Genomic DNA, 14,488 nt, shown 5'->3' on the forward strand with positions numbered 1-14,488 from the left:
GGAAAGATACCCCTCACCGCTCGGGGTGTGTCGGCGCGTCGAATCCACCGCGAACGAGCGGTTTGGCGATGTGACGACGGGCTTCCGGCGGCACCTCGTACCATCCGAGTTCTAGATCACGCTCGACTTCTCGCTCGACCTTTCCCTCTGCTCGCGTTCCGCAATCTCGACAGCGATAGCCCTGTCCCACCCCCGCACTCTTCATCGAGCGTCCGCAGTCCGGGCAGTTCGGGGTGACGAGTTCGGTCGTATCGAGTTCGCGCACCGCGAACTTCTCCAGTTTCAGGGTTCCCTGTGCGACCTCACCACAGGCCGTGATTCGGTCGCCCGGGCGGAGATTTCTGACGAGATTTCGAAATCGCTTCGTCGGTTCGAAGGCGGCACAGCGCAGGTCGGTCTCCTCGTCTGTGAGGGTGAAGAAGACGTGTCCTCCTCGGCGCGTTTCCGGTTCCGAAGCGACGGTTCCTGTCATTTGGTAGGCGCGACCATCCTGCACATCGCTGAGGTCGGCGTTCCGGAGGTGGGCGTCGGTTCCCTGATTCGTCACGAACAGCGCGCTTTTAGCGACCGGTTCGCCGTCGATTCGCTCGGCGACTCGCCGGACTGCGTCCGGGTCGTCGCCGCGGATTCCGTGGAGGATGGGACAGGGTGTGTGAGGGACACAGACCGCCTCGTCGGTTCCGCGGTCGATCGTGTCCCACGCGAGGGGATAGGCGTCGTCTGCGGCTTCGAACAGCGAGTCGAAGTCGATTTCGCGCGGTGTTCCCCAACGCTTTGATTCGCGGTAGGAGATGTGTTCGTAGGTCCACTCCGAGAAGGCCGCCCAACTGCCGACCGCCGCGAGTGCGCCGATCTTTCCGCGAGCGTTCTTCCAGCCTGCGTGGCGATAGCCCGCCGATTCGATCAGTCGCTCGGCGTCCTCGCGGGAGAGCAGTTCTCGGACTGCATCGTGAGCGAATTCGGCGACTTCGTCCGGGGCGTCTTCGGGGGCGTGCGGTGCGACGACGAGGCCGGGATTCGTCCTGGGGTCGTCGGTCTCGGCGGCGGCTTCAAGTTCGTCCTGCGCGAGTTCGAACGCCTGCTTCGGGTCGAGGTCGGTGTGTACCGCGAGTGCGGCGTTCCCTCGCGTCTTGTGTTTCACGGCGGGATTGAGCCGAACGAGGAGCAGTCGCTCTACAGCACCTCCCGACGCTCGTACGCGGTCTGCGACGCGCGTCGCGAGGTAGGTCGTACACATCCCGCGTTCACGGGAGTCGGTGTCGTCGAGACCGATGACCGTCACGTCCGAGGATTGTCGCGTGGCGGATTAACGACTTTCGGAGCAGCGTTGCAGTATATGTATCTATCGTCGCCGATGCTTGCAATCGCAAGACTGCGGCGAGGTGGTTTGGCAAAACGTATTTATACTGGAATCACTTACCTTTCACCATGTCCCGGTCTGCACTGGTCGGCAACGTGACCTCGATGCTCGACGATGCGGGATTCGTGGTTAGCGACCGGTGTGCTATCCGACCAAAGAGTTTCGACGTAGCAGCACGGCGCGGACCAGACCTGTTGTTGCTGAAGATCCTCGGAAATATTGACGCATTCGACGCCACGACCGGCGTGGAGATGCGTCGACTCGGAACCTACCTCGATGCGACGCCGATGGTCATCGGTCTGCGCTCGAGAAATCAAGATCTCGAACCCGGTGTGGTGTACTTCCGCCACGGCGTGCCGGTTTTCAATCCCGACACGGCGCTCGACCTCTTCCTCGAAGGGGTGCCACCGCTGGTGTACGCTGCCCCCGGCGGGTTGTACGTCAACATCGACGGCGACATCTTACAGGACGAGCGCAAGGAACGTGGCTGGAGTCTCGGCCAACTCGCCAACGAGCTCGGCGTCTCGCGTCGAACGGTCTCGAAGTACGAAGACGGAATGAACGCGAGCGTGGACGTGGCCATCGAACTCGAAGACATGTTCGACCGCGAACTGACGAGTCCGGTGGAGGTGTTCGACAGCGCCGAGGAAGTCTCCGAGGAACCCGACCTGGAGGAACCGGATGCCGAACCGGACGACCAGCACATGTTCTCCGTGCTTACCCGTGTCGGCTTCACGGTTCACCCGACCACCCGTGCGCCGTTCAAGACGGTGAGCGAGGACGACCAGGAAGACCGCGTCTTGACGAGTCATTCGACGTTCAACCGTACCGCCGAGAAGCGCGCTCGGATCATGAGCTCGATCAGCCGCGTCGCCCGCACCCGGTCGGTCTATTTCGTGGATTCGACGCGACGAGAGACCGTCGAAGGCACCGCGCTGGTCGAGCGTGACGAAGTCGAGGGCATCGACGATCCCGACGAACTCCGGAAGCTGATCCGGGAGCGAGCTGAAGCGTAAGGTTTCGACTCAGTCCTCTCTTTCCTCTTCACCCTTACTGCCTTCGCCATCTTCTTCATTCTCACACCCTTCCTCACTCTCGGCTCAGTCTCCGCCATTCCCGGCTCAGCCTTCGCCGTCCTCGCCACCTTCACCGCCTTCTCCGTCCTCGCCGTCCTCGCCACCTTCACCGCCTTCTCCGCCTTCGCCACCCTCGCCACCTTCGCCGCCGCCGAATCGTGCACAGCCAGCGAGTCCACCGAGGAACAGTCCAGTTGCACCGAGTAACTTGCGTCGTGTCGTCATAGCTGTCACGACACTCGGAGAATACGTAAATCGGATGGCCCGATGCGAAAATGGTGATGCCCCCTTGCGGGGACCGGTAGCACCAAGGTATAGACGGCGTGGCTTGCGTCGTTTTGTCGCTCGATACTCGTTTGAAGGCTGTACTCGTATGCAGGTGGTACTCTTTTGCAGGCGATACTTTGTTCGCAGGCGGTACTCTTTGCGGGCGATACTCGTTTGCAAGCTGTACTCGGCTTCTGTTTTGCGTGTTGTGCTCACTTCGTCGCGGGTACCAACGTATCGTCGTACTTTCGAGGAGGGTGTGTTATGAGTTAACTCTCTCCGTTAATATTTGAAGTATTTTTAAACCCCATAGGTTTCTTCGAGATAATTCACGATGTCGTCGCTCTCCGGCATCCCTTCGACACCGTGTTCGGGATCGACCAGCACGGGAACACCGGTCTGCCCGCTCAGTTCTTTCACCTCGGTTCGCTCTGCGTGTGCGCGTGGGACGAGGTGGGATTCGTAGTCGAGTCCGAGTTCGTCCAACTTCCGCCTCACTTTCGCACAGAACGGGCAGCCTTCGAGTTCGTACAGTTCGAGGTTTGGCATACCCCTGCATAGGGATGTCCGAAATAAGAGTGTGATGTTAACGAGCAAATCTTCCGGATTTGCGGGGGAGAAAACGCGGTTTAGACGTTCGCCGCGAGGAAGCCGCCGGTTCGGACGATGAAGTAGACGACGAACGCGAACGCGAGCACCCACTGGCCGAGGCGAACGTCACGCCACTCGCCCGTCGCCGCCTTCACGATGGGGTAGCTGACGATGCCCGCCGCGATACCGTAGGCGATGGAGAACGTCAGTGGCATGATGATGATGGTCATGCCTGCCGGAATCGTGTGGGTGATGTCGTCCCACTGGATGTCGGTGACGTTCCCGAGCATGATGATGGCGACGACGACCAGCGCGATATGCGAGGCGTAGAGGGGGATCGCCGCCGCGAGGGGGACGAGCGCCAGCGATGCCAGGAAGAGGAGACCGACCACGAGCGCGGTCATGCCGGTTCGGCCACCTTCTTCGACGCCGGTCGCGGATTCGATGTAGGTCGTCACCGTCGAGGTGCCCAGGATACCGCCGACCGTCGTGCCGACTGCGTCGGCCATCAGCGGTTTGTCAACGTCTGGAAGGTTGCCGTCGTCATCGAGGAATCCGGCGACCTGGCCGACACCGGTCAACGTTCCTGCGGTGTCGAAGAAGTCCACGAAGAAGAACGTGAAGACGATGAGCGAGAACGCGAAGGCGTCCACGTTGCTGAACCCGGACACGAACGCGCCGACGAGCGGCGTGATGTCGTACTGGGCCTGCGTCATCTTCGTGAAGTCGAACCCGCCGTTCTCGACGAACGCGGGTGCGACGACGCCGGGGTCGACCATTCCCGCGAAGGTGACGACGCCGCCGAGAACCGTCGTCAGCAGGACACCAACGATGATGGAACCGGTCATGCCGCGAGCGTAGAGCGCGAGCGTGACGAACAGGCCGACGACGGAGAGGATAGCGATGGGGTCTTGGGCGACGTTTCCGAGCGTGACGAGGGTCGCCGGGTCGTCGACGATGATCCGCATCTCCTCCAGACCGATGATGGCGAGGAACAGGCCGATCCCCGTCCCGACGGCGAACTTGACGGGTTCAGGGAACAGGTAGATGATGTACTTTCGCGCCCCGATGGCCGTGAGGATGATGAAGATGATACCCTCCGTGACGACCGCCGCGAGGGCGGTCTGCCACGGGATGCCGAGCGTTCCGATGACCGTGAACGCGAAGAAGGCGTTCAGGCCGAGCCCCGGCGCTTGGGCAAACGGTCGTTTCGCGTAGAAGGCCATCACGAAGATGGCGACCGCCGCCGACAGGATGGTGACGACGGCGAGCATCTGCTGTACCTCGCCCGGCGTGTAGCCCTCGATGGCGATCCCCGGTTTGCCGTTATCGCCGGGGAACATCGTCATAATGGCCGGGTTGACCACCACGATATAGGACATCGTCAGGAACGTCGTGATTCCCGCGATGACCTCTGTTCTGAGGTCTGTCTCGTGCTCGTCGAAATCGAAGAACTCACCTAGCGCGCCCATGTTGCACGGTTGAGCATGCTTGTTGGTATCTATTTAAAGATTTTCGTCTAATGTGGCAAGATTATGCACGAGTTTGCATATCGGTCGGGTTCGTCACTCGAACGACGCCAGCGCACCCACAGGGGCGTCCGTCCGCCCTTGTGCGCGCTCGATGCCTTCGGTTCCTGCCGCGATAAGGGCGAAGACACCGGCCACGTCGGCGTCTGCGTCATCCACGATATCGAGGAGGAGTTCCTGTGTCTCGCCGGAGCGGATGAGGTCGTCGACGACCAGCACCGTCTCGCTGGGTGCGATAGCCGAGGCGGGGAGGTAGTAGGTGAGTTCGATGCCGGAGGCGAGTCGCTGGCGGGCTTCGATGAACTCCTCGACGGCGGTCTCTTTCGACTTCTTGGCGTAGGCACAGCGAGCGCCGAAGTAGGACGCCATCGCGGCGGCGAGGGTGATGCCGTCGGTCGCGGCGGTCAACACCACGTCGGGGTGGTCGAAGCCGAACGTCTCTGCGGCGACGGGGGCGACGAGGTCGAGAAACGCCTGGTCGAAGACGACGCCGGAGTTGTCCACGTACCCCTCGGGGTCGAGGCGGGTGCGTGCCTGGAGTTCCGTCGCGAGTTCGTCGCGACCGACGCCCTCCACGACTGCCTCCGCACGGTCGGTACTGGGCAGGACGTGGCCGTTCACGTAGCGGTTCAGATCCCCTGCGGGGAGGCCGGTCACTTCGGCGAGTTCGTCGTAGGTGCGCGTCTCCTTCAACATCCGGAGGACGGAGACGGCCTGTAATTGCAGATTGGCCTTCTCTGCTCGGTTCATACCCCAACCCTCACCATCGTGCAACCTTGAACACTTCGATGGCAGACGAGCGGAGACTAGACAAAAGCGTGTATCACTCGTGATGAACGAGCCGTCGCCAGCCCTCTATCCCGAGGTTTCGCCCAGTACATATCAGTACAAACCAGTACATCACCGCGGAGTGTATCTCCACGGAATCCTCCGTGAACCGGTTCGATGCTCATGCAGCGAGAATGATTCTGATCGTCTTCGAAGGTCGTTCGAGAACACCGTTCCGTCTTCCGCCTCTCCCGAACCCGCTACCTTCGAGACGATTCCAGTTCGATATCCAGTCCGTCCAGAATCTCCTCGGCCTCCGCTCGTTTCTCCTGATGCTCTTCCAGGAATTCTCGCATCAACTGCGCCGCCTGCTCCTTGCAGTCACCGCACAGCCGCTCACCGCCGACACACTCTTCGTACACTTCTTTGGCGAACTCGTCGTCGTCACCCGAGAGGAGGTAGGCGTAGAGTTCGTACACCGGGCACTCGTCGGCTTTCCCGCCCAACTCCCGCTGGAGTTCCGCCGTCTCGCGCCCACCTGTCGTCGCGGATTTGACCTTGTCGTACCCCTCCTCGGGGTCGTCGAGTAGGCTGATGTGGCTCGCCGGAACCGACGAGGACATCTTGCCCCCCGTCAGCCCGGTCATGAACCGATGATAGATCGAGGAGGGCATCACGAAGCCGTAGCCGCCGTTTTCCATCTCCACCTCGCGGGCGAGTTCTTCGGCGTCCTCCCGCGAGAGATCGAAGACGTCGATATGTTCGTCGAAGACGCGCTTCTCGCCGTCGATAGCTTCGATGAGAGCTTCGAACGCCTCCTCGGTAGCGTTGCGGTCGAGGAACCGGACGCGAGGGCGGAGGGGTTCCATCCCCGCGTTTTCAAGCTTGTGGATGGTCGTCTCGACGGCAGGGATGTCGGTATCGCTGTGTTCGGCCAGCCATTCCGCGGCTTCTTCACACCGGGGCATCTCGGGGTCTTCGGCGTACTCCTCGCGCGCTTCGTAGGTCGCCGCGACGTGAGACAGTTCTTCCTCGTCCGCCTCGAAACTCGCGTAGGCTTTCGTCACGCCGAAATAGCGCATCCGAACCGCAAGATCGCGGGCCAGTCGGACGTGGGGGTCCTGGTCGGGGCCGACGGGGATGACCGTCGGCTTCGGCTCGTCCAGTTGCGGGTAGAGGATGTCCGCCATCTGCGTGACGACGCTCTGGACGTGCGAGACGTTGGTCTCGCCGTCGAAGCCGTAGATGGACTGGAACTCCGAGTAGTTCGCCTTCGACCCGAGTTCGAACGAGAGGTTCTGGAGTTCGCGGTTCTCCGACTGCCGATAGAGCGTTCCCTCTTCGGCGTCGAATCCGAGCGCGAGTAGTGAAAGCAGATAGTCGCGGGCGTGGTCGTCGATCTCTTCCCACGAGAGGCCGCGGGCGCTGTGAGCTTCGAGGTCGGCGATGAGACCGTAGGTGTCGCCACCTTGCTGTTGGTGCCAGATGAGTTCGTCGAACACCAGTTTGTGCCCGATGTGGGGGTCGCCCGTCGGCATGAATCCCGAGAGCGCGGCGAACGGCTCGCCATCGCGCATGGCGCGCGCCACGCGACGGTAGTTACGATGGCCGAAGATGACCCCACGGCGCATCAGATAGTGTGGATTCGGAACGTCGGGGAGGACGTCGTCGAACTCCTCGATACCGAACTCCTCGAACAGCTTTCGGTAGTCGGAGATGGTCGCCGACCCCCACGGGTCGAGTGCAACTTCGTCTTCACCCGCGGCGGTACCGCCATCGGGTGCTAGCTCTGCCCCCTCCGATTCGAATCTATCGTCTCGTGTCATGGTGTGAGTCGCGTGACCGAAAGCCAGGTCGCTATCTGTTTGGTATCCGTGACGAGCGCAAAAATCATTCGCTTCCGCACCCCGTGGGCCAGTCGAACGTCGAGCGCGAGGTCGCGCGGAACGAACTCGTGATCCTCGCCGAGCACGCGAACGAGGAATTCCGAGTGGCCGAGGTCGTCGACCGACGCCACGTCGGCGTAGGTTCGGAAGTCGGCACCGAACTTGAACCCAGTCTTCGGGACGACGTTTCGCTCCCGAAGTGCGCGATAGACCCGCAGACGGCGGTCGAATCGCTCGCCTTCCACGTCCCGACCGCGGGCGACGATCTCCTCGTAGCCGCCGTCGACCGCCAGTTTTCCGTCCGCGACGAGGTGGGCCGCTTCGACGAGCGATAGCTGGAGCGCGCCTGCGGAATCGCGCCCGCCCATCGACTGACCGTAGAACGACCGCTGGTGGAGTACGTCCGGCGGGTTCCACAGCAACACCTGGTCGGCGATGAGTGTCCCCGAGAGGTCGCCCGGCACGTCGTGGTCGGTCGTGCCGTGAACGTCGACGCGGTCGGTTTCGAAGTAGGTTATCTCGCTTTCTTCGTCGACGACCGCCAGCGCCACGTCGCCCAACTGCGAGGCGGGGATCGTCTCGCGTTCGCTGACGACGCGAAGGCGGTAGAGTACGTCGTCGTCCCACGGCCCACTCCCTCGGGGATAGACGACGAAATCCGAGTTGGGGAGGGGGTCGTACACCCATCCCGAGCGGTCGGGCGAGAGGTAGAACCCGCGTTCGCGCAAGTCGGTGTAGACGAGAAATCGGGCGACGAAGCCATCGCCAGTCGAGTCCTGCAGGAACTCGTGGAATCCCTTTCCCTCGACCGAGTCGAGGTCGTCACGGAGCAGGAGATGGGCAGCCTCGACGCGCGAGAGCGCGATCTCGTTCCCATCGAGCGGGCGACCGTATCCCCGCGAATCGTAGTAGCGCTGGCGGGCGTCACCACCAACGTATACTTCGTCGTCGCGTAGGCGTCCTTCCATACCATCTCTGTCGTGTGTGGCGTCAAAGGCACTGCGACTCTTCGACGGGAAACACGGCTCGTATCTCTCACAAAGGAACTCGCTTTCCCGAACGACGGGGTCCCTTTAAACTGCCATGATATTCATGGCACAGTTTTGAAGTGTCTTACTATGTTACGAGATCACACAACCGTGAGTACCGAACAAGCCCAACTTCGCCGGTGGTTTGCGACACATCCGTGGTTGTTGCGATTCGTCGGTATCGAAGCATTGTTCCTCGTGATCGCGTATCTCAGCCTCACCCTTCTCGGGAACGACTTCGGCGGGTTATTTTACGCCATGTCTGTCTCACTCGTGGGGTTCATCGGACTCGTCGCGCTCGTGGTCGGGGTTTCGAGATACGTGACGGGGGAGTGAATCCGAACTCCGAACGCGGAGAATCCGCGTTCGGAGTAGGCCGTTGGACGCTCGTCGTGGAGAGCTTAGCCTGCTGAGAGCGATTCGTCGCAATCGCTGTCGAGACAGCGCCGTCCGGTTCGCGTCTGGAACGTCGGGAGACCACAGTCGCAGGTCGTCACGATCTGCCCCTCGGGGACACTGAATGCAGTTTCGCAGTCGGGATAACGGTCACAGCCAGCGATGATTCCGCCACGGCGCAAGATCCGAAGGTCTGCTCCGCAGTCCGGGCAGTCCCATTCGCAATCGAATCGCTCCCGGACTGCATCGAGGATGGTTCCGCAGTCGCGGTCGAGACAGAGTTCGAACTGCTCGCCGCGCTCGACGCGCATCGTAGGGAGTCCGCAGTCACAGGTATCACTGCCGACGCTGGCCCGACGAGGGATGGTGTACTCCCGCCGACAATCGAGACAGGAGACGGTGTCGTTCGCTCGTGTGAGCGTGTCGTCGCAGTGGGAACAGGTGCCGACCGGGATGCCAGCCTTCGAACCGAGGTACCGGGATATCCCGTAGCAGGTGTGACAGTCCACCCGAAGACGGCGGTCGCTCGTCGCCGCAACAAGGGTGAAGCTATCACCATCGAGAGAGGCGTGGGCGGTCTCGGCCCGCGTGAGCCACTCGACTGGCTGGTAACCGTCCACGTCGTGAACGAGGAGGGTGTCGTCGGGTTTGAGTACGGCGACCATCTCGCCCCGCCGTCGCTGTTTGGTGTCGCCATCCGTCGTAATCGTGCAGTCGCCTGCGAACACGCGAATCGTGTCGGTCATGGGCCGGGTTGGTCGCGGTTTCCGATTTAACTGTATTCAGGTGCTAAGTCCCCTTCCTCAAGGAGCAACGCATGGAGCGAAGCGACCGAGTAGCGCAGTAGGGAGGGGATACAGCGCCGTCATCGTCTCACAGACACTCCGCAACGACCGGGCCACAGGCCCACGTCAACCACAAACCTTATTTACACAAGTTGTGTAAAGTGTGTTGTGGCAACGCGAAAGAACATTTCCATCCGTGACGACCAAGAGGAATGGATTCAGGACAATCACCTGAACATTTCCTCGTTCGTCCAAGAAAAATTGGACGAACTTATCGAGGAACGAGAGTCATAGATGCACTACAACTACAAGTATCGACTCAACCCACCGGAACCCCTCACCGAGACGCTTCTGCATCACGTCGATACTTGCAGGCAACTCTACAACCACGTCCTCTACAAACTCAACGAGGAAGACGAGAATCCAGCACGCTACAAGGTACAGGGGACACTCCCCGACCTCAAATCGTGGTGGGACGACCTGACTGACGTTCACTCGAAAGTGTTGCAGATGGTCGTCAAGCGCGTCTACGACAATCTCTCCACGCTCAAAGCGCAGAAGGAGAATGGGCGTGCTGTGGGGATGCTCAAGTGGAAGCCTCCTCGGGAGTATCGGTCGCTTACCTACAACCAGTCCGGCTTCAAACTCAAGAATACGAGTGGTCGGCCTATCCTGTGGCTGAGCAAAATCGGTGAAATCCCGATTCTCCTCCACCGAGACATCCCCGAGAACGCGACCATCAAACAGGTCACAGTCAAGCAAGAACCCACGGGCGAGTGGTTCGCCACGTTCGGTATCGACGTGGAAGAAAGCACTTCTGAGAAGCCGGAGAATCCAGATAGAGTCGTCGGGATTGACGTTGGTATCCTGAAGTACGCACATGATACGGACGGAACTGCTGTCAAGTCACCAGACTTCTCCGACGAGCGCGACCGGTTGGAACGCGCCCAACGCGAACTCTCTCGGAAGGAACACGGCTCGAACAATTGGGAGGAACAACGCAAGACAGTTGCTCAGCGCTACGCCGACCTGAAGCGGAAGCGCCGAGACTTCCTCCACAAGTTATCGAACTACTACGCCCGCGAGTACGACCTTGTAGCGGTCGAGGACTTGGACGCGAAGGGGCTGGTCGAACTCCTGGGCAACTCGCGGAATCGAGCCGGAGCCTCGTGGGGGACATTCCTGCGGATGCTCGAATACAAGTGCAAGCGCGAAGGAACGCACTTCGTTGCCGTAAACCCCCGAGGCACGACCAAAGAATGCGCGTCGTGCGGAACGGAGACGGACAAGCCGTTGTGGGTACGCGAGCATTCCTGCCCGGCGTGTGGGTTCGAGGCAGACAGAGACGCGAATGCGTCATGGAACATCCTTTCTCGCGGTCTCGAAAAAGTAGGAGTGGGACACTCCGAATCAACGCCTGTGGAGACTGCGCTCCCTGCGGATACACCTGTGTCTGCAAAGCGCGTCGTGGAAGCAGGAAGCCCCACCCTCAAGGAGCGAACCGCATCAGCGATGAGCGAGTAGGGTGGGGTAGTTCACAGGTTCGGGGGAAGGACTTTCAGTCGGACGGGAGAAGTGGATGAAAATGAAGGCAGTGCTGTTCGACATGGACGGCGTCATCGTGAACTCGGAGGATTTCTGGGTGGAGTTGGAAGAGGAGACCATCTTCCCGGAGGTGGTGGCCGACGACGTCTCTACCGACGAGATAACCGGGATGAACTACCGCGAGATATACGATTACCTCGATTCCGAGTACGAGACCACGGCGACGAAAGACGAGTTCGTCGCCATCTATGATGAGGCCGCTCAGCAGCTCTACGGCGACCACGTCTCGCTGATGGATGGATTTCACGACCTCCTCGCCGGCCTGTGCGACCGAGGCACGGAAGTCGCCCTCGTCTCGTCATCACCTCCTCACTGGATCGAGATCGTCCTCGACCGCTTCGACCTCGAATTCTCTGCTGTCGTGAGTGCAGAAGACATCGACGCACCCGGAAAGCCGGAACCGGCCATCTACGAGCACGCAGCAGCACAGCTCGGCAAGCGAGCAGACGAATGTGCCGCAGTCGAGGATTCGAAACACGGTGTCGAGTCGGCGGTTCGTGCAGGTGCCTACTGCGTCGGCTTTCCGAACGGGGTGAAAGAACTCGACCTCTCGGCGGCGGACGTGGTCGTCTCGTCACCCGCCGAACTGCGCGACGAACTGCTCAGTCTACCCGCACCGTCCGAGAGTCACTGACCGGCAGGAGTGGCAGGTCGGGGAACGCGACGCGAACGACGAACTCCATCTCGTCGTCGGTGCCGCCGAAGACGCCGACCGGAACCGCCGTCTCTCCATCGAGATAGGTGCCCTTCGTGGTCATCTCTATGCCGTTGACGGTGACTTCGACCGCTGCCTGTTCACCCTGTCCACAATTTCGCAGGACGACCTCGCGCATCTCGTTTTCGCCGCGAGCGATCCGCGTTGGGAAGTCACCCCACTCGATGTCGACGTCGGGAAGATCACGAGCGCCCGCTTCGACCTGCTCTGCGACACCCTCCGAGAGTCCGGAATCGACGAGTCCATCGACGCCAGCCTCGCGCACGTCGGCGGGCGTTTCCAGCCCTTCCGTCGCCAGTTTGCTCGCCCGGCCAGCACCGACACCGTCGATGGCAGTGAGGCCGACCGCGTCCGTCCCGACTCCGTTTTCGACGCGGGCTTCGACGCGCGTGACGAGGTTCGCGGCACCAGGACGGTCGAGTCGCTTCAGGAAGGCGCGGAGCGCGGCGAGCAGGCGAACCGCGTTCTGCTGGATGACCCACGCATCGCTTCGCAAGTCGGCAGGCGTCGAGCCAGCCATGCTGGAGCGAAGGATGGCGAGCACCTTCCGCCCGCCCGCTTCGAGGTCGCCCGAATCCTGCCCGACGAGCACGGAGTTGATAGCGTCGCGCTCCGACTGGCGGGCGCTCACGCTGTCGAACTCGGCTGCCCCGGCGACCGCTTCGAGGATGGCGGGCACACCGATATTCTCCTGCTCGGCGAGCGTGCGAAATCGCTCGGCTGTATCGAGGTCGAGGTAGAACTTCGAGGCGAGCATGGCGAGTGGGGTTCCCTCGATGCCGAGGTCGTCACCCGTCTCCACGAATCCGCGGTCGACGAGGCGTTCGAGGGTGGCTCTGACACGCTCGCGGTGGTTCTCGAAGTCGTACTGGTCGGGCTTGCTCTTCGCCCGGACGTAGTAGAACGTGGTTTCGAGCCACGACATCACGTCGTCTAGGTCCGAGATGGTGCCCATCGCTATCTCGGCGTTCAGGTGGGAATCCAGGTCTTCCGCGAGTCTCGATTCGATCTCCTTGCCCTCACGAAGCAGTTTCCGGTACTTGTCGGCGTCCGCGTAATCGCAGACGACCCAGCCGTAGCCCACGTCGTCGTAGCCGGGTCTGCCCGCGCGTCCGAGCATCTGGAGCACGTCGAGTGGACTCATGTCCACTTCACCTTCGAGGGGGTCGTGGAGCTTTGTATCCCGCAAGACGACGCACCTCGCTGGGAGGTTGACACCCCACGCGAGCGTCGAGGTCGAAAAGAGGAACTGGATCTTCCCGGCGCGGAACCACTCCTCGACGAGGTCGCGGTCGTTCTTCGCCAGTCCCGCGTGGTGGAACGCCACGCCATCGAGGACGGAGTTACGCAGGGTCTCGTTCCGCAACTCCTGGGTCTCGGTGTGGAAGTCGTAGTCGCCACGCGCACCGATGGGCAGGTCGCGTTCGGCGATCTCGTCGCGGGTCTTCTTCGCGGCCTGCACGGTGTCCTGTCGGGAGGCGACGAAGACGAGCGCCTGACCGTCCTCGCGAACGTGGGGTTCCGCTAGGTCGAGCGCCCGGTAGAGTCGGCGATACTTGTCGGCGAAGGAGTTGTCGCCGTGGGTGTACGTCTTCACGTCGGCGTGGAGATCGACGGGGCGGTAGTCGTCGCCGAACTCGAAGGTGGTCTTCGGCGGGGCGTCCAGCCACTCGGCCACGTCGTCTATGTTCGGCATCGTCGCGGAGAGCGCGACGATGCGGGGGTCACAGAGCCGACGCAGACGGGAGATGGTCACTTCGAGGACGCTCCCGCGCTTGTCCGAGTCGAGGAGGTGAACCTCGTCGATGACGCAGCAATCGACGTTCGTGATAAACGAGTAGCGCGCCGAATCGTGCTTTCGGGTCGCCGAGTCGGTCTTCTCCGGCGTCATCACGAGGATATCCGCGCGCTCTGCCCGGCGTGGGTTCAGGTCGCGCTCGCCCGTGACGACGTAGACCGAGTAGCCGAGTTCTTCGAACCGCTCCCACTCGGTTTCCTTCTCGTTCGTCAGCGCGCGCATGGGGGCGATGAAGAGTGCCGTGCCGCCGTCGCGGAGCGCCTTACAGATGGCGAGTTCCGCCAGCGCGGTCTTGCCGCTCGCCGTGGGCGCACTGGCGACGACGTTGGCGTCGCTGTCGAGCAATGCGGGAAGCATCTCTCTTTGCATCCGGTTGAACTCGTCGAAGGCGAACGCCTCCGCGAATTCTGGAACCGCCTCGGAGACCTGCATCGTTTCGTAGGGAGTGGGGGGAGCAGAAAGGCGTTTCCTTACCGGATTGATGCGTTCGAGAGATGACCGAAATCGCGTTTCGAGTGCGATAGAAGACGCGGAAGAGGGACGATTGCTGGTACGTGAGCGATACAGAAGGCCAGTACATAACAGTACATTTCAGTACACCAATCCAGCGTATTTCAGTACACGAGCTCGGTTTCCGTATGTTTTCGCCAGTGTCCCTGTGTGGCTTCCCAAACGATAAAGCGA

At 61.4% G+C, this 14,488-nt stretch carries 13 protein-coding genes; 4 read left to right on the plus strand and 9 right to left on the minus strand.

What is annotated here, in order from left to right; all coding sequences use genetic code 11:
• Positions 1-13: 13 nt before the first annotated feature.
• Positions 14-1,282, minus strand: coding sequence for a TiaS agmantine-binding domain-containing protein (locus ACR3FE_RS12350; protein WP_458207430.1), 1,269 nt, complete (start codon positions 1,280-1,282; stop codon positions 14-16).
• A gap of 146 nt (positions 1,283-1,428) precedes the next feature.
• On the opposite strand from ACR3FE_RS12350, the gene ACR3FE_RS12355 reads away from it, so the two are divergent.
• Positions 1,429-2,376, plus strand: coding sequence for a transcriptional regulator (locus tag ACR3FE_RS12355; RefSeq protein ID WP_458207431.1), 948 nt, complete (start codon positions 1,429-1,431; stop codon positions 2,374-2,376).
• A 105-nt stretch (positions 2,377-2,481) separates the two neighbouring features.
• Here the strand turns inward: ACR3FE_RS12355 and ACR3FE_RS12360 are convergent, their stop codons facing one another.
• From ACR3FE_RS12360 to endA, 6 genes are all read right to left on the minus strand, one after another.
• The gene (locus ACR3FE_RS12360) at positions 2,482-2,661 is read right to left on the minus strand and encodes a hypothetical protein (protein ID WP_458207432.1); all 180 of its coding nucleotides are present in this window, start codon (positions 2,659-2,661) and stop codon (positions 2,482-2,484) included.
• 342 nt (positions 2,662-3,003) lie between these two features.
• On the minus strand, positions 3,004-3,252 hold the full coding sequence (locus ACR3FE_RS12365) for a glutathione S-transferase N-terminal domain-containing protein (protein WP_458207433.1): 249 nt from the start codon (positions 3,250-3,252) through the stop codon (positions 3,004-3,006).
• Between the two features lie 80 nt (positions 3,253-3,332).
• Positions 3,333-4,766, minus strand: a complete 1,434-nt coding sequence (locus ACR3FE_RS12370; protein ID WP_458207434.1) for an NCS2 family permease — start codon at positions 4,764-4,766, stop codon at positions 3,333-3,335.
• 93 nt (positions 4,767-4,859) lie between these two features.
• Entirely contained in the window at positions 4,860-5,573 is a 714-nt protein-coding gene (locus tag ACR3FE_RS12375; RefSeq protein WP_458207435.1) for a phosphoribosyltransferase family protein, read from the minus strand.
• Positions 5,574-5,851: 278 nt separating this feature from the next.
• A complete protein-coding gene (locus tag ACR3FE_RS12380; RefSeq protein WP_458207436.1) occupies positions 5,852-7,417 on the minus strand; it encodes a tryptophan--tRNA ligase in 1,566 nt (521 codons plus the stop codon).
• The gene (gene endA / locus ACR3FE_RS12385) at positions 7,414-8,445 is read right to left on the minus strand and encodes a tRNA-intron lyase (protein WP_458207437.1); all 1,032 of its coding nucleotides are present in this window, start codon (positions 8,443-8,445) and stop codon (positions 7,414-7,416) included. The genes ACR3FE_RS12380 and endA overlap by 4 nt, the downstream gene beginning before the upstream one ends.
• Positions 8,446-8,616: 171 nt before the next feature.
• Here endA and ACR3FE_RS12390 point away from each other — a divergent pair, with 171 nt between their 5' ends.
• A complete protein-coding gene (locus ACR3FE_RS12390) occupies positions 8,617-8,841 on the plus strand; it encodes a hypothetical protein (RefSeq protein ID WP_458207438.1) in 225 nt (74 codons plus the stop codon).
• Between the two features lie 65 nt (positions 8,842-8,906).
• Here the strand turns inward: ACR3FE_RS12390 and ACR3FE_RS12395 are convergent, their stop codons facing one another.
• The gene (locus tag ACR3FE_RS12395) at positions 8,907-9,647 is read right to left on the minus strand and encodes a PDDEXK family nuclease (RefSeq protein WP_458207439.1); all 741 of its coding nucleotides are present in this window, start codon (positions 9,645-9,647) and stop codon (positions 8,907-8,909) included.
• A 333-nt stretch (positions 9,648-9,980) separates the two neighbouring features.
• Here ACR3FE_RS12395 and ACR3FE_RS12400 point away from each other — a divergent pair, with 333 nt between their 5' ends.
• Positions 9,981-11,210, plus strand: coding sequence for an RNA-guided endonuclease InsQ/TnpB family protein (locus ACR3FE_RS12400; RefSeq protein ID WP_458207440.1), 1,230 nt, complete (start codon positions 9,981-9,983; stop codon positions 11,208-11,210).
• Between the two features lie 55 nt (positions 11,211-11,265).
• Positions 11,266-11,925 (plus strand): HAD family hydrolase, encoded by a 660-nt coding sequence (locus ACR3FE_RS12405; protein ID WP_458207441.1) that lies wholly within the window; start codon positions 11,266-11,268, stop codon positions 11,923-11,925.
• Here the strand turns inward: ACR3FE_RS12405 and ACR3FE_RS12410 are convergent.
• Positions 11,894-14,236 carry a DEAD/DEAH box helicase gene (locus tag ACR3FE_RS12410; RefSeq protein ID WP_458207442.1) on the minus strand — a complete coding sequence of 781 codons (2,343 nt, stop codon included), beginning with the start codon at positions 14,234-14,236 and terminating at the stop codon, positions 11,894-11,896. The genes ACR3FE_RS12405 and ACR3FE_RS12410 overlap by 32 nt on opposite strands.
• Between the last annotated feature and the right edge of the window lie 252 nt (positions 14,237-14,488).

The organism is Haladaptatus rarus (genome assembly GCF_054177585.1).